Raw genomic sequence first — 25066 nt, 5'->3', positions numbered from 1 at the left:
CGGTGAGGGGGTTGCCGCGGGTCGGAGGGTCAGGAGGTCCGCGGAGCGCCGACGTCCGCGGGTCTCCCCCGCCGTAGGGCCACCCGACCGCTCAGCGCTCGAAGAACCAGCCCGACGGCCGCTCCGTGCCGCGCACGACCGTGCCGCTTCCGCCGCTCCCGCCGCGACGGCCCACCGCCAGGTAGGCGAGGCTGCCGATGAACGGCGCGATCACGATGAACGCCACCCAGGAGACCTTCGCGACCTTCGAGAGCCTCGGGTTCGACAGCACGCCCCGGATCGCGAAGAGCAGCAGCACGATGTTCAGCACGACCAGCAGGGACTGCGGATTCATCGGGGTGCTCCACGGGATCGTGCGCCGCGGTCGACCGGCGCCGGAGCGCCCGACCGGGCAGGGTGGCCCGCGATGATTCACGAGACAGGGCATTGTCGCACGCGGCGTAGGATGGAGGGCTCATGTCAGACGTGCTCAGCATCCGCTACCCGCCCGAACTCCCCGTGTCGGCGCGGCGCGAGGACATCGCCGCCGCGATCCGCGACCACCAGGTGGTCATCGTCGCCGGCGCGACCGGATCGGGCAAGACGACCCAGCTGCCGAAGATCTGCCTGGAGCTCGGCCGCGAGAGCATCGCGCACACGCAGCCCCGGCGCATCGCCGCGCGCACCATCGCCGAGCGCATCGCGGAGGAGCTCGACGACGAGGTCGGCGGGCTGGTCGGCTACCAGGTCCGGTTCACCGACAAGGCGTCCGCCTCGACGCGGATCAAGCTGATGACCGACGGCATCCTGCTCAACGAGATGAACCACGACCGGATGCTCAGCCGGTACGACACGATCATCATCGACGAGGCGCACGAGCGCAGCCTCAACATCGACTTCCTCCTGGGCTACCTGCACCGCCTGCTGCCGCAGCGCCCCGACCTGAAGGTGATCATCACCTCGGCGACGATCGACCCGCAGAGCTTCGCGGCCCACTTCGCCGACGCCGCCGGCGAGCCCGCGCCGATCATCGAGGTCTCCGGGCGCACCTACCCGGTCGAGATCCGCTACCGTCCGCTGGTCGCCGAGGAGCCGGAGGAGGACGACGACACCGACGTCCCCGACGCGACGAGCGGCAGCCGCGACCTGATGACCGGCATCGCCGACGCCCTGGCCGAGCTGGCGCGCGAGGATCCGGGCGACGTCCTGGTGTTCCTCTCGGGCGAGAACGAGATCCGCGACGCCGAGGACGCCATCCGGGGCCGGAACCTGCCGGGCACCGAGGTGCTCCCCCTCTACGGGCGCCTGTCGGCGGCCGATCAGCACCGCGTCTTCGAGAAGGGGCGCACCCCCGGCGTCCGCCGCCGCGTCGTGCTCGCGACCAACGTGGCGGAGACGAGCCTCACCGTCCCCGGGATCCGCTACGTGATCGACGGCGGCACGGCCCGCATCTCGCGCTACAGCGCGCGCTCGAAGGTGCAGCGGCTGCCGATCGAGGCGGTGTCGCAGGCCTCCGCGAACCAGCGCTCCGGCCGCTCGGGCCGCACCAGCGCGGGCATCGCGATCCGCCTCTACTCCGAGGAGGACTACCTCCGCCGCCCCGAGTACACCGATCCCGAGATCCTCCGCACGGGCCTGGCCGCGGTCATCCTGCAGATGATCTCGCTCGGACTGGGCGACATCGCCTCGTTCCCGTTCCTCACTCCGCCCGACTCCCGCGGCATCAAGGACGGCCTCGACCTGCTCACGGAGCTCGGCGCCCTCCGCGTCCCCGGCTCCCCCTCCGCCGCCTCCGCCGCGCCGCGAGACGCCGCTCCGGTGCGCGGCACGCCGCCGAACGCGCACTCGAGCGGCGTCCCGCGCAAGGGGGCGGAGGCCGCGCCGCAGCTCACGCGCATCGGGCGCGACCTCGCGCGGCTCCCCATCGATCCGCGCTTCGGCCGGATGGTGATCGAGTCGCGCCGCCACGGCGTCAGCCGCGAGGTGATGGCGATCGTCGCGGGCCTCACGATCCAGGACGTCCGCGAGCGCCCTCTCGAGCGCCGCGCGCAGGCCGACCAGCAGCACGCGCGCTTCGTCGATCCCACCAGCGACTTCCTCACCCTGCTGAACCTCTGGAACTACGTGGAGGAGAAGCAGGAGGAGCTCTCCTCGAGCGCCTTCCGGCGCCTGTGCAAGGCCGAGTACCTCAACTACCTGCGCGTGCGCGAGTGGCAGGACGTGTTCCGCCAGCTGCGCCAGCTCGCGCGCCCCCTCAAGCTCGAGCTGGGCGAGCCGAAGGTCGACCCCGACGGGATCCACCGGAGCCTCCTGGCCGGCCTGCTCTCGCACCTGGGCATCAAGGACACCACCTCGCAGCAGGCGCAGCGCGCGGCGAAGAGCCGCGAGCGCCAGAACGTGCAGTACATCGGCGCCCGCAACGCGAAGTTCTCGATCTTCCCCGGCAGCGCCCTGGCCAAGAAGCTCCCCGACGCGGTGATGAGCGCCGAGCTGGTCGAGACCAGCCGCCTCTTCGCCCGCTCGAACGCCGCGATCGATCCGGCCTGGGCCGAGGCGATCGCGGGCGACCTCGTCAAGCGGCAGTTCAGCGAGCCGCACTGGGAGAAGTCGCAGGGCGCGGCCGTCGCCTACGAGAAGGTCACGCTCTACGGCGTGCCGATCATCGCCCGCCGCCGCGTCCAGTTCTCGCGGATCGACGCCTCGTACGCACGCGAGCTGTTCATCCGGCACGCCCTCGTCGAGGGCGAGTGGGAGTCGCGCCACGCCTTCGACCGCAAGAACCGGGCCCTGCGGGCCGAGCTCGAGCGGCTGGAGGAGCGCACGCGCCGCCGCGACCTGCTCGTCGACGACGAGGCCGTGTTCGACTTCTACGACCGCCGGCTCCCCCGCGACATCACCTCGGTGCGCTCGTTCGACTCCTGGTGGCGGACGACCCAGCACGACGAGCCCGATCTGCTGACGATGACGCAGGAGACGCTCCTCCCCGAGGACGCGGAGCAGATCGACGAGACCGCGTTCCCCACGCAGTGGCGCCAGGCCGACCAGCGCTTCCGCCTCTCGTACCGGTTCGAGCCGGGGACGGAGGAGGACGGAGTGACGGTGCACGTGCCGCTCGCGCTCCTGCCCCGCGTGACGCCCCTCGGCTTCGACTGGCTGGTGCCGGGACTCCGGGCCGAGCTGGTCACCGCGATGATCAAGGCGCTGCCCAAGCACCTGCGCCGGAACGTGGTGCCCGCGAACGACTGGGCGCGCAAGCTCACCGCGTCCCTGCCGCACGACGTGCCGAACCCGCCGACGGAGTCGTTCGCGGCGACCCTGGCCGGAGCGATCCGCCGCGAGGCCGGCGTGGTGGTGCAGCCCGAGGACTTCGACCTCGAGCGCATCCCCTCGCACCTGCGGGTCACCTTCGCCGTCGCCGACGAGCGGGGGCGCACGGTCGCCGCCGGCAAGGAGCTCGCCCCGCTGGCCGAGCGCCTGCGCGGTCGGGTCCGCGACGAGGTCGCCCGCGTGGTCGAGGCCCGGGTCCCCGACGCGCTCGAGCGCCGGGGCCTGAAGACCTGGGACATGCCGGAGCTGCCCCGCGTCACCGACACCCGGCAGGGCGGGAACACCATCCGCGCCTACCCCGCCCTGATCGACGACGGCGACTCGGTCTCGATCCGCCTGCTCGCCACGGCCGAGGACCAGGCGCGCGAGCACCCGCGCGGCGTGCGCCGCCTCCTCCTGCTCGCGACGCCGAGCCCCGTCGCCTACGTGCAGCAGCACCTCACCTCGAACGAGAAGCTCGTGCTCGCGCAGAGCCCGTACCAGAACACGACCGCGCTCTTCACCGACTGCCTGCTCGCCTGCGTCGACGCGGTCCTCTGGCGGATGAAGCCCGACGGGATGCTCTTCCTCCGCGCCGAGTTCGACGCCGTGCGCGACCGGGTCTCGGCGAGCGTCATGGACGCGATGTTCGAGACCGTGAAGACGGTCACGACGATCCTCACCACCGCCCGGGGCGTCGAGAAGGCGCTCAAGGCCTCGACGAGCATGGCGCTCCTGCCCGCCCTCACGGATGCGCGGGAGCAGCTCTCGGGCCTGGTCTACCCGGGCTTCGTCTCGGCGACCGGAGTGGAGCGGCTGCGGCACCTCCCGCGCTACCTCGGCGGGATCACCGAGCGCTTCGCAAAGATCGCCGAGAACGTCGGGCGCGACCGCGTCTGGCTGAACGAGGTGCAGGCGGCCCAGGAGCTCTACCGCTCGGCAGGCGGCGTCGTGCCGCTGCCCGCGCACGCCCCGGAGCGGATCGCGCGCGCCCGCTGGATGATCGAGGAGCTGCGGGTGAGCTTCTTCGCGCAGTCGCTCGGCACCGCCGAGAGCGTGTCGCTGCAGCGGATCCGCAAGGTGCTGGCCGGCTGACGCGCCCCTCCGCCGAGGGAACCGCGACCCGTCGAGGGACCCTCGGGCAGCGGTCTCCCTCGACGAACCGCAGTCCCCTCCGGAGCGCTAGTGTCGTCCGGTGGGCAGCTACACCGATCTCCTGAAGACCCCCGGGGTGGGGCGCATCATCCTCGCGCAGCTGACCGCGCGCTTCCCGTTCGGGATGCTCTCGCTGGCGTTCCTCCTGCACGTGGAGCGGGTGCACCACTCCTACGCCGCCGCCGGCCTGGTGCTCGGCTCGATGTCGATCGGGCAGGCCATCGCCGGGCCGCTGACCAGCCGCCTGATGGGGCGGCTCGGGATGCGCCGCGTGCTGACGATCACCCTCGTGGTCTGCGCGGGCGCGATCATCGCGATGGCCGTGCTCCCGCTCGAGGTGTGGCAGTTCGTCGTGATCGGGTTCGTCGCCGGCCTGAGCATGCCGCCGGTGCAGCCGGCCGTGCGGACCATCTACCCCAAGATGGTCACCAGCTCGCAGCTGACCCCGCTCTTCTCGCTCGACGCCTCCGCGCAGGAGATCATCTGGGTGCTCGGCCCGGTGCTGGCGACGCTCGTGTCGATCCAGGTGTCGACGGTCGCGGGCATCCTGACCGCCGCCGCGTTCCTGATCGGCGGCGGGATCTGGTTCATCGCCTCGCCCGAGGTGGGCCGCGTCCGCATCCCGCGCTCGAAGCGCCGCCTCGGCGTGGTGCTCACGAAGCCCCCGGTGCTGCTGGCCACGGTCGTCGGCTTCCTCCTGATCGGCGCCTGCTCGGCGGTCGAGGCGGGCGTCGTCGCGGTGTTCGGCGAGGGCGGAGTCGAGTCGGGCGTCGTGCTCGCCGTGTTCGCGGCGGGCTCCCTGGTCGGCGGCCTCGCCCTCGGCCACATCCCGATCAGCCGGTGGGCGACCGCGCGGCGGATGCTGATCGTCACGGTCGGCATGGGTCTGGCGGCGGTCTCGACCGACTTCTGGTGGCTGTGCGTCACGCTGTTCCTCGCCGGCATCGGCATCGCCCCCGCTCTCGCGGCTCTGTTCGCGATCACCGCCTCGAGCGTGCGCTTCTCGGACACGGCGGAGGCCTACGGCTGGGTCGGCACCGGTCAGCTGATCGGCGCGGCGCTGGGCTCCGCGATCGCCGGCGTGCAGATCGACCAGGCCGGGCCGACCGCCGCCATCGTCGTCGCCGCTGCCTTCGCCCTGGTCGGCTTCCTGGTGCCCCTGCTCGGCCGCCGGTACCACCCGGATCTCCGCGGGCGCGACGCCAGCCCGCTGCCCGACACCGAGCCGGTCACGCTGCCCTCCTAGGCCGCCACCCCGGTTGTCCGGCGCCTGTCGGACACCCTAGGGTGAAGGCCCACGACGACGAGGGGACGGCATGGGACTGCGGGAGGACGCGGAGGAGCTGGTGCGCGAGCACCGGCGCGCCGCCGCCCGGACCGACCTCCTCGACCCCTGGTCCGATCCGGAGACCCCGGAGTGGTGCACGGAGCTCGCCGCCGCGCTCTGGCAGGGGTCCTTCCGCCCGAGTCCCGTCTACTTCCGCCGCGAGGAGTCCTCGCACGCCTGGCGCGGCCCGCACTCGACCCGCCTGCACCACCTCGGCTACGGGTGGCAGCTCACCGCGCACCGCGAGCAGCACGGGGTCGTCGCCTCCGAGACGGCGGTGGTCCTCGAGACGGGCTCCCTCTGGCGCGGACTCGGCATCGGCCGGCGCCCCGTGCGCGCGCTCCGCGGCCGGCTCGGCGTCGAGGGCCTGCAGGCGGGCCACGACGTGCACTTCGCCGCGCGCGGCATCGACGAGCGCAGCGACGCGGAGCGCGCCGAGCGGCGCCTCCTCTTCGGGGTGGCCGGTCTCGCGGCGCTGATCGAGGACGACGTGCACGTGGGACCGCACGGCGAGCTCGACTGGAGCGTCTGAGGCGCGTGCCAGCATGGGAGGCATGAGCGTCCCCCTGATCCCCCTCAACGACGGCCGCGCGATCCCCCAGCTCGGGCTCGGCGTCTACAAGATCGGCGACGAGGAGGCGGCCCGCACGGTCGCCGTCGCCCTGGAGGCCGGCTACCGGCACGTCGACACCGCCACCCTCTACGGCAACGAGCGCGGAGTCGGCGAGGGCATCCGCGCGAGCGGCCTCCCCCGCGAGCAGGTCTTCGTGACGACCAAGGTCTGGAACGACGACCACGGCTTCGACGAGACGCTCGCCGCCTTCGACCGGAGCCTCGAGCTGCTCGGCACCGACTACGTCGACCTCTACCTCGTGCACTGGCCGATCCCCTCGCGCGACCGCTACGTCGACACCTACCGCGCCCTCGAGCGCCTGCAGAGCGAGGGGCGGGCCCGCTCGATCGGCGTCTCGAACTTCGCCGAGGAGCACGTGCAGCGCCTGCTCGACGAGACGGGAGTGGTGCCGGCGATCAACCAGGTCGAGCTGCACCCGCGGCTGCCCCAGGAGGAGCTGCGCGCCTTCGACGCCGCCCACGGGATCGTCACCGAGGCGTGGTCGCCGCTGGCCCGCGGGCGCCTCCTCGACGAGCCGGCCCTGGCCCGCGTCGCCGCGAAGCACGGCGTCTCGCCGGCGCAGGCGGTGCTGCGCTGGCACGTGCAGCTCGGCGTCGTCGTGATCCCGAAGTCGGTGACGCCGGAGCGGATCCGCGAGAACCTGGACGTCTTCGGCTTCGCCCTCGACGACGAGGACCTCGCCGCGATCGCCGGGCTCGCGACCGGTGAGCGCACCGGGCGCGACCCGCGCTTCGACTGAGGCTCCGGCGATGACGGCGGGCAGGGTCCTGCTCCTGCACGGCCTGGGCGGTTCGGGCCGCACCTGGTGGCGGCTGAGCCGCGAGCTGACCGCGGCGGGCTGGAGCGTCTCCGCTCCCGACCTGCGCGGACACGGCGACGGGCCGCGCGGCGGCTCCTCCCGCCACGACGCCTACGCCGACGACGCCCTCGCGCGGGGACCGTTCGACCTCGTCGTCGGGCACTCGCTCGGCGGAGCGGTCGCGGTGCGCGCCGCCGCCCGCGACTCCGGCTGGGCGGGGCGCCTGGCGCTGCTGGACCCGGTGCTCCGGCTCGCCCCGGAGCAGCGGGCCGCCGTCCGCGCGGGCGAGCTCGCCGGTCTCGCGGTCTCGGCCGAGGAGCTCGCTGTCGCGCAGCCGCTCTGGGACGAGCGGGACCGGGCCGAGAAGCTCGCCGCGGTGCGGGCCGCCGATCCGGCCGCGGTCGCCGCGACGATCGACGACAACGACCCGTGGGACCTGCTGGCGGACCTGCCGGGCCTCCGCCCGCCGGTCCTCGTGCTGGCCGGCGACCCGCAGGTCGAGACGCTGCTCCCTCCCTCCCTCGCCGCCCTGGTGCTGCGCGCGAATCCGCGCATCCGGTACGCGGTCGTGGCGGGCGCAGGTCACAGCCCCCACCGCGACCGTCCGGAGGAGACGCTCGCGATGCTCCGCGAGTGGGCCGAGAGCCCGGCGACGGCCTGACCGACCCGCCGGCCCGGTCCGTGTTTCGTCCGGATGAAATCTGGCAGGGGGGACTGGGCCGCACCGTTTCCTGTGAATACCCTCGCAGAGGACGCGATCCCCTCCCAGTCTTCGGGAGGTGCGCGTCGGGGCCGCCGACGCGGTGGCCCGTTCTCGAGGAGAGGGAGCCCCAGTGGCGCGAACCACCACGAACACCCCGAGCGGCCGCCGACGCCGCTCGCTGATCGGCTCGAGCGCGATGATCGGAGCGGGCGCCCTCGTCGCCGGCTTCGCCTTCGCGCCGACGGCGAGCGCCGTCGAGCCGGTCGACTTCGCCGACACCGTCACGGTCGACGGCATCATGACCCACCTGGAGGCGCTTCAGGCGATCGCGGACGCCAACGGCGGCACCCGCGCGATCGGCACTCCGGGCTACGAGCTGAGCGGCGCGTACGTCGAGAAGGTCCTCGCGGACGCCGGCTACACGACGCAGCGCCAGGACTTCACCACCGCGACGCAGACGATCGACGCGTTCACGCTGACCACCGGCACCGGCGCCGTCGGCACGCCGATGGAGTTCACTCCGTCGACGCCCGAGGGCGGCGTGACCGGCGAGCTCATCGCCCCCGTCGATCCGCTCGGCTGCACCACGGACGCCTGGACCGGCCTCGACGCCACCGGGAAGGTCGCGCTCGTCAGCCGCGGCTCCTGCAGCTTCCTCGAGAAGTCGGTCGCCGCCGGTGCCGCCGGCGCCGCCGCGATCATCATCTACGACAACGCGCCGAGCGACGCCCTCAACGGGACGTTCGGCGGACAGGACGCGGCCGCCGTCCCCGGCGTCGGCGTCACGCAGGCCGAGGGGCAGGCGCTGCTGGCGTCGCTCCCCGCGAGCGTCTCGGTCCTCATCGACCAGACGACGACCGAGGTGGAGACCTTCAACATCGTCACGGAGACGCCGGGCGGCGACCACGACAACGTGGTCATGCTCGGCGCGCACCTCGACAGCGTGCCCGCCGGCCCCGGCATCAACGACAACGGCTCCGGATCCGCGACGCTGCTCGAGACGGCCGTGCAGCTGGCCGCCGCGGGCGACACGACCAACGCGGTCCGCTTCGCCTGGTGGGGCGCCGAGGAGGTGGGCCTGGTCGGCTCCTACACCTACGTCGACTCCCTGACGGAGGAGGACGCCTCGAAGATCGCGACCTACATGAACTTCGACATGGTCGCCTCGCCGAACTACGTGATCTCCGTCTACGACGCGGACCAGTCCACCTACGAGGCCCCCGTGGACGTGCCCGCCGGCTCGATCGCGACCGAGAAGGCGTTCACCGACTACTTCGACTCGATCGACCAGCCCTGGATCGACACCGCGTTCGACGGCCGCAGCGACTACGACGGCTTCATCTCGGTCGGCATCCCGTCCTCGGGCGTCTTCACCGGCGCTGACGACGTCAAGACGGAGGAGGAGGTCGCGCTGTTCGGCGGCACCGCCGGCATCACGCACGACCCGAACTACCACTCCGCCGCCGACGACATCGACAACATCAACCAGGAGGCGCTCGGCATCACGTCGAAGGCCATCGCCTTCGTGACCGCCTAGTTCGCCGCGGACACCTCCGCGATCGACGCCGAGAAGGACCCGACCACGCCGACTCCGACGCCGGAGCCCACCGTGGCCCCGACCGCCGAGCCGACCGTCGCTCCGACCGCGCAGCCGACCGTCGCCCCGACGACCGCGCCCACCACCGCTCCCACTCCGAGCAGCACGCCGACCGCCGTGGCGCCGCACCCCGGCGGCCGCCCGCCCCTGGCCTCGACGGGCGCCGACATCGGCCTGCCGCTGGGCCTCGGCGGACTGCTGATCGCCGGCGGCGTCGGCGGGCTCCTGCTCGCCGCGCTGCGCCGCCGGAGCGCCGAGCGCGGCTAGCCGCCACCGCCCCGGAGCCGTCCGGCCGTCGCTCCGCGACGACCGGGCGGCTCCGTCGTTCCGCCCTGAGGGGACCCCGGACCGTCGAGCTGCGGCGGGTCCCTTCGACGGTCGGGGGCTCCCTCACGTCCGACAGGGCTTCCGGCGGCCGGGGGACACGGTGTTCACTGGGCGCATGCGAGCCATCTGGAAGGGCGCGATCACCTTCGGCCTGGTCAACGTGCCGGTGAAGATCTACAGCGCGACCGAGGACCACGACATCCCGCTGCACCAGGTCCACGACAAGGACGGCGGACGGATCCGGTATCAGCGCAAGTGCGAGATCTGCGGCGAGGTCGTCACCTTCGACCACATCGACAAGGCCTACGACGACGGCGAGCGCACCGTGGTCCTGTCCAAGGACGAGCTCAAGGCGCTGCCGGAGGAGCGCGACCGCGAGATCGACGTCGTGCAGTTCGTGCCCAGCGAGCAGGTCGACCCGATCATGTTCGACCGCGCCTACATCCTGGAGCCCGACTCCTCCTCCCCCAAGGCCTACGTCCTGCTGCGCCGCACCCTCGAGCAGACGGACCGCACCGCGATCGTCGAGTTCGCGCTGCGGCAGAAGACCCGCCTCGCCGCGCTGCGCGTGCGCGGCAAGCTGCTGATGCTGCAGACGCTGCTCTGGGCCGACGAGGTGCGGGAGGTCGAGTTCCCGTCGCTGGAGGGCACCACTCGGATCGCGGCGCGCGAGCTCGAGATGTCGGCGCACCTGGTCGACTCCTACTCCGAGGACTTCGACGCCGCGAAGTTCCACGACGCGTACCAGGAGGAGCTGCGCACGCTGATCGACGCCAAGATCGAGCAGGGCGACGCCCTCGACACCGCCGCGACCTTCGGCGAGGCGCCGGAGGAGGAGGGCGGCGGCGGCGAGGTGCTCGACCTGATGGAGGCGCTCAAGCGCTCGGTCGAGCGCAGCCGCGGGGCGAAGGGCGCGCCGGCGGAGGAGGCTCCCGCCGAGAAGAAGGCCGCGACGAAGCCCGCCCCGAAGAAGGCGGCGAAGGCTCCGGCGACGACCGCCGCGAAGAAGAAGCCCGCGGCGAAGAAGGCCGACCCGGAGAAGGGCGCCGACGCGCCTGCGAAGAAGCGGATCCCGAAGAAGACCGCGGCGGCGGAGAAGGCGGCGTCCTAGCCCCGCCGGATGCGGAGGGTCGGGGTCGGACGGAGCCTCAGGCCCGCTCGGCCGCCCGGTCGGGCTCGTCGGCCGCGTCCAGCTCGTCCACGTCGTCGAGGTCGACCGCGACCGAGCTGACCAGCGCGAGCAGCGCCTCCGCGTAGGCGTTCTCGGCCGCCGCGTCCTCGAAGGTCCGCGCCCGGCCGCCGAGCTCGACCTCGACGGCGAACCGCGTCTCCGGCTCGGCGAGGCGACGGAGGGAGCGGAAGGTCCCGCGGAGGAGCTCGCGCAGCTGGTCCTCCCGCGGCAGCCAGAGCGAGTCCTCCAGGGAGACGGAGTCGAGCGCCCATTCCGTGGTGCCGTTGAAGCCGAGGACGGTCCCGCTCGGGTACTCGTGCGCCTCGATGGTCATGTCGCTGACGGTGAAGACGTCGCCGTCGAAGCCCTCCCGCTCGATGCGGAAGCGGTCACCGGTGCGGGGCGTCCAGCGCACGCCCGCCGTGCGCAGGGCACGGGCCAGCTCGAAGGAGATCATCCGACGAGTGTGGCCCGCGAAGCCGCGAACGCGCCGCGAGCGGCACCCGCGCGCCCCGATGTCGGTGGATGAGTTTACGTTCATGAAACGTCCGGTTCACAGGCCGGGCACCCGCACTGCATAGCGTGACCATGCGTGCCCCTTCCGGGGGTGCGCCGGCCGCGCCGCGCGGCGACGACGCTGCGACCGCTCTTCCGAGCGGCGATCGAGAGGACCACCATGCCCGACTCTCCCACCCCGCCCGACCGCCGCCGGAGGCGCGGGCTCGGCCTGGCGGCCCTGACCGGACTGGCCCTGGCGGCCGCTCCGCTGGTCGCGACCTCCGCCGCGGCCGCGCCCTCGGGCGACGAGCTCGTCATCAGCGAGGTCTTCGCCCGCGGAGGCTCCGCCGGCGCCGCGTTCAGCAACCGCTACGTGGAGCTCTACAACCCCACCGCCGCCGAGATCGCCCTCGGCGGCCTCTCGATCCAGTACCGCTCGGCGACCGGCACCGCGAACCCCACCACGACCGTGCCGCTCACCGGCTCGGTGCCCGCGGGCGGCCACTTCCTGCTCGCCGGCGCCAGCAACGGCACCAACGGCGCGGCCCTGCCGACGCCCGACCAGAGCGCGAACGGCCTCAACATGGCCGCCGCGGGCGGCACCCTCTTCCTCGTCGACGGGACCTCGGCGCTCGTGGCGCCGCCCACCGGCGCCGCCGCCCAGCCGGACGCGGTGATCGACCTCGTCGGCTACGGCACCTCGAACACCTTCGAGTCGTCCGTCGCCACGGTGCCCTCCCTCACCCAGACGATCGCCCGCGCGGACACCGCCACCGGCGACACCGACGTCAACTCGGCCGACTTCGCGCTCGGCGCACCGACCCCGCAGGCCGCGGGCGGAGGATCCGAGCCCGAGCCCACGACGCCGCCGACGACGACCCCGCCGACCACTCCCCCGACCACCCCGCCGGCCGAGATCCCGGCCGTCTCCATCGCGGAGATCCAGGGCACCGGCGACGCGTCGCCGCTCGTCGGCAGCACCGTCACCACCTCCGGCGTCGTCACCGCGCGCTACCCGTCCGGCGGCTACAACGGCTACGTCATCCAGACCCCCGGCACCGGCGGCGAGAGCTCGCGCACGGCCTCCGACGCCGTCTTCGTCTTCTCCTCCGCCTCCGTCGGGTCGGTCGCGATCGGCGACCACCTGCGCATCACCGGCGAGGTGAGCGAGTACAACGGCCTGACCGAGCTCACCCCGACCTCGGCCGCGACCGTCGTGAAGCTCGACGACGCCGCCGCAGCGCCGGTCCCGGCCGCTGTCGCGCTCCCCCGCACCGCCGCCGAGCGCGAGGTGCTCGAGAGCATGCTGATCGCTCCGCAGGGCGCCTACACGGTCACCGACACCTTCGACCTGAACAGCTTCGGCTCGGTCGGCCTCGCCGCCGGCACGTCCCCGCTGCTCACGCCGACCGAGGTCGCCCGCCCCGGCTCGCCGGAGCTCGCGGCCGTCGTCGCCGACAACGCCGCCCGCGCGATCACCCTCGACGACGGCGCCTCGATCAACTTCCTCGGCGCCGCCGCGAACAAGGCGATCCCGCTGCCCTACCTCACCACCACCGCGCCGATCCGCGTGGGTGCTCCGGCGACCTTCACCCGCCCCGTCGTCCTCGACTACCGCAACGGCGGCTGGGCCTTCCAGCCCACCACGCAGCTGACCGTCGAGAACGCCGGCGACGTGCAGCCCGCGACCTTCGCGAACACCCGGACCGCGAAGCCCGAGGCCGTCGGCGGCGACCTCTCGATCGCGTCCTTCAACGTGCTCAACTACTTCTCCACCACTGGCGACTCGATCACCGGCTGCACCTTCTACACCGACCGCGACGGCGACCCCGTCACGGTCAACAGCGGCTGCGACGCCCGCGGAGCGGCGAACGCCGACGACCTCGAGCGCCAGCAGGCCAAGATCGTGACCGCGATCAACACCCTCGGCGCGGGCGTCGTCTCGCTCGAGGAGATCGAGAACTCGGCCAAGTTCGGCAAGCCGCGCGACGAGGCCCTCGCCACCCTGACCGCCGCGCTGAACACGGCGGCCGGCTCCGAGGTCTGGGCCTACGTCCCCTCCCCCGCAGCGCTCCCCGCGCTCGCGGACGAGGACGTCATCCGCACCGCCTTCATCTACAAGAAGGCCGTCATCGAGCCGGTCGGCGAGTCCGTCGTGCTCAACGACACGGTGAACTTCTCGAACGCCCGCAAGCCCCTCGCCCAGGAGTTCCGCCTCCTCGGCGACAGCGCCAGCGAGTTCGTCGCGATCGTGAACCACTTCAAGTCGAAGGGCTCCGGATCCGGCGCCGACGCCGACCAGGGCGACGGCCAGGGCGCCTCGAACGCCTCGCGCGTGAAGCAGGCGACCGCCCTCGTCGCCTTCGCCGACCGCCTCCGCACCGAGAAGGCCACCGAGCTCGTCTACCTGCTGGGCGACTTCAACGCCTACTCGAAGGAGGACCCGGTGAAGGTGATCACCGACGCCGGCTACATCGACCAGGGTGCGAAGGACGGCAAGTACTCGTACTCGTTCGACGGCGCGGTCGGCTCGCTGGACCACGTCTTCGCCTCGCCCGCGGCCGACAGGACGGTCACCGGGGTCGACACCTGGAACATCAACAGCGGCGAGTCCGTGGCACTGGAGTACAGCCGCTACGACTACAACGCGACGATCTTCTACGACACCTCGGCGTACCGCTCCAGCGACCACGACCCGGTCGTCGTCGGCCTCGACCTGCCCGAGACCCGGACGGACCCGGAGCCCGAGCCCGTCACGGTCATCGACGTCGCGACCACCGCCTCCACCAAGCGCCTCGCCGTCGTGCGGACGCTGACGGTGTCGGCGGTGAACAACGGCGACGAGACGGTCTCGATCGAGATCACGACGGCGTACGGCAGCAAGACGAAGAAGACGGTCAAGCCCGGCCAGTCGTTCACGGTGAAGACCGTGACCGTCTTCACGCCCATCAAGGCCGGCACGGCGACCATCGAGGTCACCGCGCCCGACGGCACCGAGCGCGTCTACAAGCAGGCGTACCGCGGCGCCTGATCCCGCGCGACCCCTGATCTCGGCGAGCTCCGGCTCCTAGAGTTCGGGGATGCCCGAGGGAGACAGTGTGCACCGTCTCGCCGCCCGCCTCAGGCGGGCGGCGGACGGCCGCACCGTCCTCGAGGGCGAGCTGCGCTCCGGGGACGCGGCCGGCGACTCCCTCGCCGGGCTGAGGATCCTCGAGCACGACACCCACGGCAAGCACCTCCTCACCCGCTTCTCCGGCGGAACGACCCTGCACACCCACCTGCGGATGCAGGGCTCCTGGACCGTGACCGCTCCACGCCGAGCGGTCCCCCGCTCGGTGCAGAAGGACGTCCGTGTCCGCCTCCGCCTCGACGACGGCTCGACCGTGTGGGGCATCGACCTCCCGGTCGTCGAGCTCCTCGCCACCCGCGACGAGCCGCGCGCCGTCGGGCACCTCGGGCCCGACCCGCTCCGCGCGGACTGGGACGCCGACGAGGCCGTCCGGCGCCTCTCCCGCCTCCCGGACCGGCCCGTCGTCGCCGCACTCCTCGACCAGCGCTGCCTCGCGGGTCTCGGCAACCTCTGGGCCAACGAGGTCTGCTTCCTCCGCGGGGTCTGGCCCTGGCGGCCGATCGGCTCCCTCGACGTCCGCGCCCTCGTGGCGACCGCGGCGAGAGGCCTCCGCGCCTCCGTCACGATCCCGGGGATGTTCCAGACCACCACCGGTGACACCCGCCGCGGCGAGCGGCACTGGGTCGCGGGGCGCGCCGGGCGCCCGTGCCTGCGCTGCGGCACGACGGTGCTCGTCCGCGACGAGGTCCGCGACGACCCCGAGCAGCGCCGCACCTGGTGGTGCCCGCACTGCCAGCCGGAGCAGGCGGCCGCCCCCTGAGCCCGCGTACCGCCGCCTGAAGCCCGCGTACCGCTGCCGACGGCCCGTGCGTAGGCTGGCCGCATGACGAACGAGTGGGGAACTCCGGATCCGTCCGCCCGGCGAGACCGGTCCGCGGAGGTCGTCCCGGCGGCCGCCTCCGGCGAGGAGGTGGAGACCGCCCGCGTCGAGGACGCCGAGCGCGCGCTCGCTGTGCGCGAGGTCAAGCGGCGCCGCGACTTCCTGGGATCGCTCGGCGGATGGGCGAGCGTCTCGGCGATCACGACCGCCGTCTGGGTCGGCACAGGGGCCGACGGCTACTTCTGGCCGATCTGGCCGATGATCGGGATCGGGATCGGCGTCGTCGGCCAGGCCGCGTCGATCTGGGGTCCCGCCCGCAAGGAGATCACCGAGGCGGATATCGCCGCCGAGATGCAGCGCCGGGAGAAGCGCGGCCGCTGATCAGTCCAGCCGGCCGACCGAGGTGACGCGGACGACGGCCGCACCCTGCTCGTCCGACTCGGCGAGGTCGACGGTCGCCGAGATCCCCCAGTCGTGGTCGCCGGCCGGATCGTCGAGGATCTGCCGCACGAGCCACTGCGTCGGCTCCTCCGTGACGAGCAGCATCTTCGGCCCCCGGGCGTCGGGCCCGATGCCGATGCTGTCGTGCTCGTCGTAGTAGTCGTCCAGCGCGGCGCCCCACGCGTCGGCGTCGAAGCCGGCGGCGGCGTCGAGCTCGCCGAGCGCCTCGTGGTCGTCGAGGGCGGCGAGGGTCACCCGGCGGAACATCTCGTTGCGCACCAGCACGCGGAAGGCGCGGTGGTTCGCGGTGAGGCGGCGCGGAGCGGGCGGCACGATCGCCTGGTCCGCCGCGTGGAGCGCCGGATTGACCAGCTCCTCCCACTCGTCGACCAGCGAGGAGTCGACCTGGCGCACGAGCTCGCCCAGCCACTCGATCAGGTCGTGCAGCTCCTCGTTCTTCAGCTCGTCGGGGATGGTCTGCCGGGCCGCGCGGAACGCGTCGGACAGGTAGCGCAGCACCAGTCCCTCCGAGCGGGAGAGCTTGTAGAACGCGGTGTACTCGCCGAAGGACATCGCCCGCTCGTACATGTCGCGCACGACCGACTTCGGCGAGAGCTCGAAGTCCTTCACCCACGGCTGCGCGGCGGTGTAGGTCTCGAAGGTCGCCTCGAGGAGCTCCTCGAGCGGCTTGGGGTGCGTGACGGACTCGAGCAGCTCCATCCGCTCCTCGTACTCGATCCCCTCGGCCTTCATCGCGGCGACGGCCTCGCCGCGGGCCTGGAACTGCTGGGCCCCCAGGATCGGGCGCGGGTCGTCGAGGGTCGCCTCGAGCACCGAGATCACGTCGAGCGCGAAGCTCGGCGACTCCGGGTCGAGAACGTCGAACACGGCAAGCGCGAACGGCGAGAGCGGCTGGTTGAGCGCGAAGTTCGGCTGCAGGTCGACGGTCAGGCGGATACGGGTCACGCCGTCGGCTCCGACGCTCTGCTCGACCACGCCCGCCTCCCGCAGCGTCCGGTAGATGCCGAGCGCCCGGCGGGCGAGCTGCAGCTGCCGCTTCCACGGCTCGTGGTTGTCGAAGATCAGGGCGTGCACGTTCGCGTAAGCGTCGCCGCCGCGGGCGATCACGTTCAGCAGCATCGCCGACGTGATCGTCATGTGCGAGGTCAGCGTCTCGGGCTCGGCGTCGACGAGCTTGCGGAAGCTCGGCTCGCCCCAGCTGACGAAGCCCTGCGGCGCGCGCTTGGCGACCCACTTCCTCCGCTTCTTCGGGTCGTCGCCCATCTTGTCGAGAGCCTTCCGGTTCTCGGACTCGTGCTCGGGGGCCTGCACGACCACGGTCCCGGCGGTGTCGTACCCCGCGCGACCGGCGCGGCCGGCGATCTGGTGGAACTCGCGGGCCGAGAGCTGGCGGGTCCGGGTGCCGTCGTACTTGGTCAGCGCGGTGAGCAGCACGGTGCGGATCGGGACGTTGATGCCGACGCCGAGGGTGTCCGTGCCGCAGATCACGCGCAGCATGCCCTGCTGGGCGAGCTGCTCGACCAGGCGGCGGTACTTCGGCAGCATGCCCGCGTGGTGCACGCCGATCCCCAGCCGGAGCAGCCGGGAGAGGGTCTTGCCGAACGCGGTGGTGAAGCGGAAGCCGCCGATCACCTCGGCGATTCGGTCGCGGTGCTCGCGGGTGGCGATGTTCGCGCTGGTGAGCGCCTGCGCACGCTCGAGAGCGGCCGCCTGCGAGAAGTGCACGACGTAGACCGGCGACTGGTTCGTCGAGAGCAGCTCCTCGATGGAGTCGTGGATCGGCGCGATCTCGTAGAAGTAGTGCAGCGGCACCGGGCGCTCCACGCCGGTGACCCGGGCGGTCTCCCGGCCCGTGCGGCGGCTGAGGTCGGCGGCGAGCGCCGTCACGTCGCCGAGGGTGGCCGACATCAGCACGAACTGCACGTGCGGGAGGGTGAGCAGCGGCACCTGCCACGCCCAGCCGCGCGCCGGGTCCGCGTAGAAGTGGAACTCGTCCATCACGACCTGGTCGACCGGGGTGTCCTCGCCGTGCCGGAGCGCGAGGTTCGCGAGGATCTCGGCCGTGCAGCAGATGATCGGCGCGTCGGCGTTCACCGAGGAGTCGCCGGTGACCATCCCGACGTTGGAGGCGCCGAAGACGTCGACCAGCGCGAAGAACTTCTCGGAGACGAGCGCCTTGATCGGCGCCGTGTAGAAGCTGCGGCGCCCGGAGGCGAGCGCCGCGGCGTGCGCGCCGATCGCGACGAGCGACTTGCCGGTGCCGGTGGGCGTCGAGAGGATCAGGTTGGAGCCGGAGGCGATCTCGAGCATGGACTCGTCCTGCGCCGGGTAGAGCGGGAGGCCGCGCGACTCCGCCCACTCGGTGAAGGCCAGGTAGACCGCGTCGTCGTCGACGCGCCCGTCCGCGTCGGGCGTCGGCATGCGGTCGAGCAGCGTCGAGGTCATCCCCCCATCCTCCCAGCCCGCGGCCCGTCGCTCGGGTGCGATCCGTCACGGACGGCCCGTGTGCCCCCGCCTCACGGGCCCCGGGTGACGGATCGGTCCGCCGGAGCGAGGGCCCCGTCGACGAGTCCGACGACGCGGTCGGCGTCGGCCAGCACGGCGGGGTCGTGCGAGACGCAGACCACCGTCGCGCCGCGGTCCGCCTCCGCGCGCAGGACCGACCGGATCCGCTCCGCACTCGCTGAATCGAGACCGGTGGTGGGCTCGTCCAGGAGCAGCAGGCCGGCCCCGCGGGCGAGCCCCTGGGCGAGGAGCGCCCGCTGCCGCTGACCGCCGGAGAGCACCGCGAAGGGCTCCCGGGCGAGCGCGGCGATCTCCATCCGCTCGAGCGCGGTGGCGATCGCGTCCGCCGCGCGCGCGTCGCTGCGGCGGAGGCGGCCGAGCCGACCCCAGGTGCCCACGGCGACCACGTCGCGCACCGTCACCGGGAGGCGGTCCGGGATCGACGCCCGCTGCGGCACGAAGGCGATCGCTCCGGTGACGTCCCGCGTGCCGGACGTCAGTGGACGCACTCCCGCGATCACCTCCAGAAGCGTCGACTTGCCGGCGCCGTTCGGCCCGGCGATCACGGTCAGCGAGCGCGCGGCGACGTCGAGATCGACCCCCGCGAGAGCGCGGCGGGAGCCGAAGTCGACGTGAGCGCCTCGGAGGCGGGCCGGGGGCTCGGGCAGGGGTGAGACGTCCATCCCGACGAGCGTACAGGAGTGATAACTGTTCTCATTATCGTGTACGGTCGGGCACCATGCCCAGCCTCCTCGCCGGAATCCTCGAGCCGTTCGCTCTCGACTTCCTCCAGCGCGCCCTCCTCGGCGGCGTCCTCGTCGCGGTCCTCTGCGGCGTCGTCGGCACCTGGGTGGTCCTCCGCGGGATGGCCTTCCTCGGCGAGGCGCTCGCCCACGGGATGCTCCCCGGCGTCGCCCTCGCGACGGTGCTCGGCGCGCCCGTCCTCGTGGGCGGCGCAGCCAGCGCGGTGCTGATGAGCCTCGGCATCGCGGCCCTGCAGCGGCGCGGACGACTGTCCTACGACACCAGCATCGGCCTGCTCTTCGTCGCCATGCTGGCGCTGGGGGTCATCGTGATCTCGCACTCGGGCAGCTTCGCCACGGACGCGACCTCGATCCTCTTCGGCGACATCCTCGCGATCACCCCCGTCGACATCGGGCTGCTCGCCGCCGCCGCCGGAGCCGGCCTCCTCGTCGCAGCGGCCTTCCACCGCCCGCTCGTCGCCCTGGCGCTGGATCCGCGCATCGCCGCGGTGCTCGGCCTCGGTCCGCGCTCGGCTCAGGCCGCGCTGGTCGGCCTGGTGACCCTCGCCGTCGTCGCCTCCTACCAGGCGGTCGGCTCGCTCCTCGTCGTCGGGCTCCTGCTGGCTCCCGCGGTGGCCGCCGGTCACTGGACCACGCGCATCCCGACCCGGATGCTGCTCGCGTCGATCCTCGGCGCGGCCTCCGTGCTCGTCGGCCTGCTCGTCTCCTGGCACGCGGCCACGGCCGCGGGCGCCTCGGTCGCCGGCACGGCCATCGCGGTCGCCGCGGTGTCCTGGGCGGTCCGCTCGGCCGCGTCGGCCCTCGCGTCCCGGTCGGGCCCTCAGCCGGTCGCCGCATGAGGCCCTGCCGGCACCGCTCCTCCCCCGCTCACCCTCGAAAGGACTCCGTGCACTCCCGAACCACCGCTTCCACCGTCCTCCTGGGCGCTCTCGCGCTGGGCCTGGCCGCCTGCTCGACCGATGCCTCCGCGCCGGCCGCGGACGACACGGGCTCCGGCCACGGCGCCGTCGCGAACGCCGCCGAGCTCGCCGAGCCGCGCCTGGGGCTGACGTCGATCGACCCGTCGGGCGCCGTGTCGCACCTCGACCTCCTCGACGAGACGGTCACCGGCCTCGGCACCATCGGCGCACCGAGCGCGATGACGACCGACGGCCGCTACCTCTTCGCCCAGACCGATGCGGGCGTCGAGATCGTCGACAGCGGCGTGTGGACCTGGGACCACGTCGACCACTTCCACTACTACCGCGCGGACCCCCGCCTGATCGGCACGGTCGAGGGCTCCGGGACGGCCGTCGTCGCCACGACGAACCTCTCGACCACCGGCGGAACCGGACTCTTCTTCCCCGACTCCGGCGAGGCGGTCCTCCTCGACACCGAGGCGCTGTCGAAGGGGGCGATCGTCGAGCGGTTCCGGAAGGACGTCGAGCCCGGACCCGGGATGGTCGTGCCCGTCGGCTCGTCCGCACTGGTGACCGAGGGGTCCGGATCCGGAGCGGCCGTCGCCGGCTACGACTCGGACGGCGAGCCGACGGGTCTCCGCGAGGCCTGCCCCGACCCCGCCGGGACGATCACCACCCGCGTCGGCGCCGTCATCGGCTGCTCCGACGGCGCACTCCTGGCGTCGATCGAGGACGAGGAGCTCATCGTCGAGCGGATCCCCTACCCCGCCGGCACCACCGCGCCACCCGCCGCCTCCTTCGACAACCGCGAGGGCCGCCCCACGGTCGCCGGCCTCGCCGGCGACGCGGGCATCTGGCTCCTCGACACCCGGGAGCGCTCCTGGAGCCTCCTCCCCTCTCCCGCCCCGCTGGCGCAGGTCACCGCGGTGGACGACGCGGACGAGACCGTCCTCGCCCTCGCCGCCGACGGCCGCGTGCTGGTTCTCGACGGCTCCGACGGTGCGGTCCTCGCCGAGACCGCGCCCCTCGTCGCGGACACGACCGCGGACGGCTCGCGGCCCGTCCTGATCGCCGACCAGCAGCGGGCCTACCTCAGCGCGCCCGCCGAGCGGAAGCTGCACGAGATCGACTACGCGGACGGCGCGCGCCTCGCCCGCACCTTCGAGACCGCCACCGAGCCGGCCTTCACGGCGGAGACGGGCCGATGAGGCGCGGCTGGGCCCTCGCCTCCGCCGCGGCGGTCCTGCTCCTGTCGGGCTGCACGTCCGCGGAGGAGGACGAGAGGCCCCTCGTCATCGTCTCCACCAACATCCTCGGCGACGTCGTGGGCGAGCTCGTCGGCGACGAGGCGCAGGTCGTCACGCTGATGAAGCCCGACGCCGACCCGCACTCCTTCGAGATCTCGGCGCAGGAGGCGGCGCGCCTGCGCTCCGCCGACCTCGTCGTCTCGAACGGGCTCGGACTCGAGGAGGGCCTGCAGCAGCACCTCGACGAGGCCTCCGGTGAGGACGTCCCCGCGTTCGTCGCCGGCGACGCCGTCGACGTCCTCGACTACAGTGAGGGCGACGCGGAGGGGAGCCCGGACTCGCACTTCTGGACGGACCCCGGCCGGATGATCGACGTCGTCGACTCCCTCGGGCCCGTGCTCGCCGCGCTCGACGGCGTCGATCCGGCCACCGTCCGGGACCGGACGGCCGGCTACCGCGCCGAGCTCGAGCGGCTCGACTCCGAGATGGCCGCGGCGTTCGCCGCGATCCCCGCCGAGCGCCGCGCCCTCGTCACCAACCACCACGTCTTCGGGTACCTCGCCGACCGCTTCGACTTCGACGTCGTCGGCGCCGTCATCCCGGGAGGCACGACCCTCGCGGCGCCGTCCGCCTCCGACCTCGCCGATCTCGTCGACGCGGTCGAGCAGACCGGCGTCCCCACGATCTTCGCGGAGTCCTCGTCTCCCGACCGCCTGGTCCAGGCGCTGGCGAGCGAGGCCGACATCCGCGTGGAGGTGGTCGAGCTGTTCACGGAGTCCCTGACGGGGCCCGAGGGCGGCGCTCCCGACTACCTCGCCATGATGCGCGTCAACACGCAGCGCATCGCCACCGGGCTCTCCCCGTGAGCCCTCAGATCCACCACCAGGAAGAAGAAGCACCCATGCAGAATCCCCACGTCCGGCGGGCGGGCCTCGGCCTGATCGCCGCCTGCTCGATCACGGTCCTCGCGGCCTGCTCGTCGAGCTCGACCCCGGCCGCCGAGTCCTCCGCGTCCACCGCGCCGGCCACCGAGGCCGCGGCGGCCGCCGGCGCCCGCGTCGCCGTCGCCTACGAGGGCGGCATCCTCGTCCTCGACGGCGAGACCCTCGAGACCGTCGCGGACCTGGACTCCGAGGAGTTCACCCGCCTCAACCCCGCCGGCGACGACCGCCACGTCATGGTCACCATGAGCGAGGGGTTCCAGCTCCTCGACACCGCCGCCGGCACCGGCGGCGAGCCGGAGCTGACGGACATCGTCTTCCCCGCGGACACCCCGGGCCACGTCGTCCGGCACGCCGGGAAGACCGTCCTCTACGCCGACGGCACGAGCGACACGACCGTCCTCGAGACCGCCGACCTGGCGTCCTCGGACGGGATGCCCGAGACCGAGACCATCCCGGGCGTCGAGGCGCACCACGGCGTCTCGATCGTCCTCGAGGACGGCACCTTCCTCACCACGGTCGGTGACGCCGACGGGCGCACCGGCATCGAGGTGCGCGACGCCGCCGGCGCCGTGACGGCCACGAACGACCAGTGCCCCGGTGTCCACGGAGAGGGCACGGCCGAGAACGAGGTCGTCGTCTTCGGCTGTGAGAACGGCGCCCTGGTCTACGACGGCGGCGAGATCACGAAGCTCGAGGCGCCGGACCAGCCGTACGGCCGCATGGGCAACGCCTGGGTCAGCGAGACCAGCCCGATCATCGTCGGCGACTACAAGGACGACCGCGACGCCGAGGGCTACCTCCTGCACCGCGTGGCGCTGATCGACACCGAGGCGAAGACCCTCGACGTCGTCGACCTGCCCGAGGGCGTCGAGTACACCTTCCGCGGCGTCGCCCGCGGCCCCGACGACCTGGCGTACATGATCGCCTCGGACGGCGCGATCCACGTCCTCGACCCCCAGACCGGCGAGCTGACCGCCTCCTACCCCGTCGTCGACGCCTGGGAGAGCCCGGTCGAGTGGCAGGACCCGCACCCCGCGATCACGGTCGCCGGGGACATCGCCTACGTGACCGACCCGGCCGCCGACAGCATCCACGCCGTCGACCTCACCACGGGAGAGGTCGTCGCCACGGGCGAGCTCGACGTCACGCCGAACGAGATCGCCGTCGCCGCGAGCTGACCATCGGCACGGAGGAGGGGCGCGGGGCCGTGGGCTCCGTGCCCCTCCTGTTCACCTGGAGGGGCCAGGATCTCCGCATGACGACCGACTTCGATCTCGACCAGGTGGTGCGCGACGTGACCGCGAACGTGCGCAAGAAGTTCCCCGACCACTCCGAGGAGCAGGTCGCGCCGCTCGTGCGCGAGGAGCTCGCGGACCTGCAGGACCGGCCCGTGCAGGACTACCTGACGGTGCTGACGGAGCGAGCGGTCAAGCGCCGCCTCAAGCGCGAGGCGCGCGGGGAGTAGACCGGGTCAGGCGAGCGCCCGCTCGATCGACGCCCGCAGCGCCGGAGCCGGCCGGAGCGCACCCGCCTCCTCTCCTTCGAGGAGCGCCTGCGCGTCCGCCGGGCTGTGCTCGCGGTACCAGCGGTCGACCGGGACGCCGTGCCCGGGCCGGCTCAGCACCTCGACGGCGTCGCCCGCCTCCACCGATCCGCGGTGCAGCACCCGCAGGTACGCGCCGGTGCGCCCCTCGTCGGCGAAGCGCTTCACCCACTGGGGCTCTCCGAGGGCCCGCTGGAACGTCGCGCACGGCGTCCGCGGCATCGTCACCTCGACCTCGACCGCCTCGCCGATCCGCCAGCGCTCGCCGATCACGGCTCCGCTCACGTCGAGGCCCGCGATCCGCAGGTTCTCGCCGAACATTCCCGCGGCCACCGGCCGCCCCAGGCGCTCCGCCCACCAGACCGCGTCCTCGTCGGAGTAGGCGTAGAGCGCCTTGTCGAGGCCGCCGTGGTGCGCGCGATCGGCCTGCACGTCGCCGTAGAGGCCCAGGTCGCGCACTCCGACGGGACCCTCGACCGGCCGCTTGTCGATCGCGGTCACGCCGACCGTGCCGGAGTCGGGCAGGAGGCGGGCGACGCGGCACACGGCGAGCAGGCGGGGCATGCCGCCATGGTGCCAGCACTAGGCTCGCCGCGTGCGCGACGCGACCGCTCCTCCCCGGCTCGACCCCCTCCTCCTCGACGGCCTCGCCGAGGGGTACGCCGGGGACACGGGCGCCCGGGAGCACGCCGAAGGGCTGCGCTTCGCCGGCACCGACCTCACCGGCGCCGATCTCACCGCGGCCTCCTTCAGCGAGTGCGCGCTGGAGGGAGTGGTCCTGGACGGCGCCCAGCTGCGGGCCGCGTCGATCGCGGAGTCGCGGCTCGAGCGGCTGGACGTCCCCGGGCTCTCGGCGCCGCGGAGCCGGCTCCGATCCGTCGAGCTGCTCGCCTCGCGGCTGGGCTCGGCCGAGCTCTACGAGAGCACCTGGGAGCAGGTGCGCGTGGCCGACTGCAAGCTCGGCTACCTGAACCTCCGCGGAGCCGCGGTGCGCGACGTGCTGGTCGAGCGCTGCACGATCGACGAGCTCGACCTGGCGGGTGCGACCGGCACGCGGCTGCGCCTGGTCGACTGCGACGTCCGCTCCCTCGATCTCTCCCGGGCCCGGATCGAGCACCTCGATCTGCGCGGCGCCGAGCTGCACGTGCTCACCGGGCTGGACGGCCTCCGCGGCGCCACCCTCTCCGAGCTGCAGCTCAGCCTGCTGCTGCCGCTGTTCGCGGAGCACTTCGGGGTGCGGGTGGGCTGAGCCGCCG

The 25066-nt window shown here is 73.1% G+C and carries 22 protein-coding genes; 17 read left to right on the top strand and 5 right to left on the bottom strand.

The features are described from left to right. Positions 1 to 91: 91 nt before the first annotated feature. Positions 92 to 334 carry a PLDc N-terminal domain-containing protein gene (locus tag C5C54_RS09170; protein ID WP_159939582.1) on the bottom strand — a complete coding sequence of 81 codons (243 nt, stop codon included), beginning with the start codon at positions 332 to 334 and terminating at the stop codon, positions 92 to 94. A gap of 122 nt (positions 335 to 456) precedes the next feature. Between C5C54_RS09170 and hrpA the strand changes: the two genes are divergently transcribed. The 8 genes from hrpA (at position 457) to C5C54_RS09130 (ending at position 10938) form a co-directional block, all read left to right on the top strand. Next, positions 457 to 4380, top strand: a complete 3924-nt coding sequence (hrpA, locus tag C5C54_RS09165; protein ID WP_104288205.1) for an ATP-dependent RNA helicase HrpA — start codon at positions 457 to 459, stop codon at positions 4378 to 4380. Between the two features lie 100 nt (positions 4381 to 4480). Next, positions 4481 to 5686 (top strand): MFS transporter, encoded by a 1206-nt coding sequence (locus C5C54_RS09160; protein ID WP_104222308.1) that lies wholly within the window; start codon positions 4481 to 4483, stop codon positions 5684 to 5686. Between the two features lie 70 nt (positions 5687 to 5756). After that, positions 5757 to 6299 carry a hypothetical protein gene (locus C5C54_RS09155; RefSeq protein ID WP_104233702.1) on the top strand — a complete coding sequence of 181 codons (543 nt, stop codon included), beginning with the start codon at positions 5757 to 5759 and terminating at the stop codon, positions 6297 to 6299. 22 nt (positions 6300 to 6321) lie between these two features. Next, on the top strand, positions 6322 to 7140 hold the full coding sequence (locus C5C54_RS09150; RefSeq protein WP_104222368.1) for an aldo/keto reductase: 819 nt from the start codon (positions 6322 to 6324) through the stop codon (positions 7138 to 7140). Between the two features lie 10 nt (positions 7141 to 7150). Further along, positions 7151 to 7861 carry an alpha/beta fold hydrolase gene (locus tag C5C54_RS09145; protein WP_104267539.1) on the top strand — a complete coding sequence of 237 codons (711 nt, stop codon included), beginning with the start codon at positions 7151 to 7153 and terminating at the stop codon, positions 7859 to 7861. A 172-nt stretch (positions 7862 to 8033) separates the two neighbouring features. After that, entirely contained in the window at positions 8034 to 9440 is a 1407-nt protein-coding gene (locus C5C54_RS09140) for a M28 family peptidase (RefSeq protein WP_104288204.1), read from the top strand. A 72-nt stretch (positions 9441 to 9512) separates the two neighbouring features. After that, complete coding sequence (locus C5C54_RS17940) at positions 9513 to 9767, top strand: hypothetical protein (RefSeq protein ID WP_104288203.1); 255 nt, start codon at positions 9513 to 9515, stop codon at positions 9765 to 9767. A 175-nt stretch (positions 9768 to 9942) separates the two neighbouring features. After that, positions 9943 to 10938 (top strand): Ku protein, encoded by a 996-nt coding sequence (locus C5C54_RS09130; protein ID WP_104288202.1) that lies wholly within the window; start codon positions 9943 to 9945, stop codon positions 10936 to 10938. Positions 10939 to 10975: 37 nt separating this feature from the next. Here C5C54_RS09130 and C5C54_RS09125 read toward each other — a convergent pair whose 3' ends face one another. Further along, positions 10976 to 11455 carry a pilus assembly protein CpaE gene (locus C5C54_RS09125; protein WP_244229602.1) on the bottom strand — a complete coding sequence of 160 codons (480 nt, stop codon included), beginning with the start codon at positions 11453 to 11455 and terminating at the stop codon, positions 10976 to 10978. 219 nt (positions 11456 to 11674) lie between these two features. Between C5C54_RS09125 and C5C54_RS09120 the strand changes: the two genes are divergently transcribed. From C5C54_RS09120 to C5C54_RS09110, 3 genes are all read left to right on the top strand, one after another. After that, a complete protein-coding gene (locus C5C54_RS09120) occupies positions 11675 to 14527 on the top strand; it encodes an ExeM/NucH family extracellular endonuclease (protein WP_104288201.1) in 2853 nt (950 codons plus the stop codon). Positions 14528 to 14576: 49 nt separating this feature from the next. Further along, on the top strand, positions 14577 to 15386 hold the full coding sequence (locus tag C5C54_RS09115) for a DNA-formamidopyrimidine glycosylase family protein (protein WP_104288200.1): 810 nt from the start codon (positions 14577 to 14579) through the stop codon (positions 15384 to 15386). 63 nt (positions 15387 to 15449) lie between these two features. After that, on the top strand, positions 15450 to 15827 hold the full coding sequence (locus tag C5C54_RS09110) for a 2TM domain-containing protein (RefSeq protein ID WP_104272851.1): 378 nt from the start codon (positions 15450 to 15452) through the stop codon (positions 15825 to 15827). Here the strand turns inward: C5C54_RS09110 and C5C54_RS09105 are convergent, their stop codons facing one another. Both C5C54_RS09105 and aztA read right to left on the bottom strand, forming a co-directional pair. After that, a complete protein-coding gene (locus tag C5C54_RS09105; protein ID WP_104247346.1) occupies positions 15828 to 18353 on the bottom strand; it encodes an RNA helicase in 2526 nt (841 codons plus the stop codon). 71 nt (positions 18354 to 18424) lie between these two features. Then, a complete protein-coding gene (gene aztA / locus C5C54_RS09100; protein ID WP_104288199.1) occupies positions 18425 to 19096 on the bottom strand; it encodes a zinc ABC transporter ATP-binding protein AztA in 672 nt (223 codons plus the stop codon). 56 nt (positions 19097 to 19152) lie between these two features. Between aztA and aztB the strand changes: the two genes are divergently transcribed. The 5 genes from aztB (at position 19153) to C5C54_RS09075 (ending at position 23732) form a co-directional block, all read left to right on the top strand. Then, on the top strand, positions 19153 to 20016 hold the full coding sequence (gene aztB / locus C5C54_RS09095) for a zinc ABC transporter permease AztB (RefSeq protein WP_104288198.1): 864 nt from the start codon (positions 19153 to 19155) through the stop codon (positions 20014 to 20016). A gap of 47 nt (positions 20017 to 20063) precedes the next feature. Then, positions 20064 to 21284, top strand: coding sequence for an ABC transporter (locus C5C54_RS09090; RefSeq protein WP_104250618.1), 1221 nt, complete (start codon positions 20064 to 20066; stop codon positions 21282 to 21284). Beyond that, positions 21281 to 22189 carry a zinc ABC transporter substrate-binding protein AztC gene (gene aztC, locus C5C54_RS09085; RefSeq protein WP_104288197.1) on the top strand — a complete coding sequence of 303 codons (909 nt, stop codon included), beginning with the start codon at positions 21281 to 21283 and terminating at the stop codon, positions 22187 to 22189. The genes C5C54_RS09090 and aztC overlap by 4 nt, the downstream gene beginning before the upstream one ends. A gap of 35 nt (positions 22190 to 22224) precedes the next feature. Then, the gene (gene aztD, locus C5C54_RS09080) at positions 22225 to 23445 is read left to right on the top strand and encodes a zinc metallochaperone AztD (RefSeq protein WP_104288196.1); all 1221 of its coding nucleotides are present in this window, start codon (positions 22225 to 22227) and stop codon (positions 23443 to 23445) included. A gap of 77 nt (positions 23446 to 23522) precedes the next feature. Continuing rightward, on the top strand, positions 23523 to 23732 hold the full coding sequence (locus tag C5C54_RS09075) for a three-helix bundle dimerization domain-containing protein (protein WP_104262881.1): 210 nt from the start codon (positions 23523 to 23525) through the stop codon (positions 23730 to 23732). A gap of 6 nt (positions 23733 to 23738) precedes the next feature. Here C5C54_RS09075 and C5C54_RS09070 read toward each other — a convergent pair whose 3' ends face one another. Further along, complete coding sequence (locus C5C54_RS09070; RefSeq protein WP_104288195.1) at positions 23739 to 24374, bottom strand: MOSC domain-containing protein; 636 nt, start codon at positions 24372 to 24374, stop codon at positions 23739 to 23741. A gap of 31 nt (positions 24375 to 24405) precedes the next feature. Here C5C54_RS09070 and C5C54_RS09065 point away from each other — a divergent pair, with 31 nt between their 5' ends. Continuing rightward, complete coding sequence (locus C5C54_RS09065; RefSeq protein WP_104288194.1) at positions 24406 to 25059, top strand: pentapeptide repeat-containing protein; 654 nt, start codon at positions 24406 to 24408, stop codon at positions 25057 to 25059. The last annotated feature ends 7 nt before the right edge of the window (positions 25060 to 25066 follow it).

This window comes from Rathayibacter sp. AY1F2, from assembly GCF_002930885.1.
Classification (GTDB): Bacteria; Actinomycetota; Actinomycetes; order Actinomycetales; family Microbacteriaceae; genus Rathayibacter.
Note: the sequence above shows the minus strand (reverse complement) of the source record. Positions and strands in the feature narration are given on the sequence as shown.

What these genes read in the sequence shown, in the direction of transcription:
- C5C54_RS09170 (WP_159939582.1), bottom strand. Translation starts at nt 334, where the DNA reads ATGAATCCGCAGTCCCTGCTGGTCGTGCTGAACATCGTGCTGCTGCTC.
- hrpA (WP_104288205.1), top strand. Translation starts at nt 457, where the DNA reads ATGTCAGACGTGCTCAGCATCCGCTACCCGCCCGAACTCCCCGTGTCG.
- C5C54_RS09155 (WP_104233702.1), top strand. Translation starts at nt 5,757, where the DNA reads ATGGGACTGCGGGAGGACGCGGAGGAGCTGGTGCGCGAGCACCGGCGC.
- C5C54_RS09150 (WP_104222368.1), top strand. Translation starts at nt 6,322, where the DNA reads ATGAGCGTCCCCCTGATCCCCCTCAACGACGGCCGCGCGATCCCCCAG.
- C5C54_RS09145 (WP_104267539.1), top strand. Translation starts at nt 7,151, where the DNA reads ATGACGGCGGGCAGGGTCCTGCTCCTGCACGGCCTGGGCGGTTCGGGC.
- C5C54_RS09130 (WP_104288202.1), top strand. Translation starts at nt 9,943, where the DNA reads ATGCGAGCCATCTGGAAGGGCGCGATCACCTTCGGCCTGGTCAACGTG.
- C5C54_RS09125 (WP_244229602.1), bottom strand. Translation starts at nt 11,455, where the DNA reads ATGATCTCCTTCGAGCTGGCCCGTGCCCTGCGCACGGCGGGCGTGCGC.
- C5C54_RS09120 (WP_104288201.1), top strand. Translation starts at nt 11,675, where the DNA reads ATGCCCGACTCTCCCACCCCGCCCGACCGCCGCCGGAGGCGCGGGCTC.
- C5C54_RS09115 (WP_104288200.1), top strand. Translation starts at nt 14,577, where the DNA reads ATGCCCGAGGGAGACAGTGTGCACCGTCTCGCCGCCCGCCTCAGGCGG.
- C5C54_RS09110 (WP_104272851.1), top strand. Translation starts at nt 15,450, where the DNA reads ATGACGAACGAGTGGGGAACTCCGGATCCGTCCGCCCGGCGAGACCGG.
- C5C54_RS09105 (WP_104247346.1), bottom strand. Translation starts at nt 18,353, where the DNA reads ATGACCTCGACGCTGCTCGACCGCATGCCGACGCCCGACGCGGACGGG.
- aztA (WP_104288199.1), bottom strand. Translation starts at nt 19,096, where the DNA reads ATGGACGTCTCACCCCTGCCCGAGCCCCCGGCCCGCCTCCGAGGCGCT.
- aztB (WP_104288198.1), top strand. Translation starts at nt 19,153, where the DNA reads ATGCCCAGCCTCCTCGCCGGAATCCTCGAGCCGTTCGCTCTCGACTTC.
- aztC (WP_104288197.1), top strand. Translation starts at nt 21,281, where the DNA reads ATGAGGCGCGGCTGGGCCCTCGCCTCCGCCGCGGCGGTCCTGCTCCTG.
- aztD (WP_104288196.1), top strand. Translation starts at nt 22,225, where the DNA reads ATGCAGAATCCCCACGTCCGGCGGGCGGGCCTCGGCCTGATCGCCGCC.
- C5C54_RS09075 (WP_104262881.1), top strand. Translation starts at nt 23,523, where the DNA reads ATGACGACCGACTTCGATCTCGACCAGGTGGTGCGCGACGTGACCGCG.
- C5C54_RS09070 (WP_104288195.1), bottom strand. Translation starts at nt 24,374, where the DNA reads ATGCCCCGCCTGCTCGCCGTGTGCCGCGTCGCCCGCCTCCTGCCCGAC.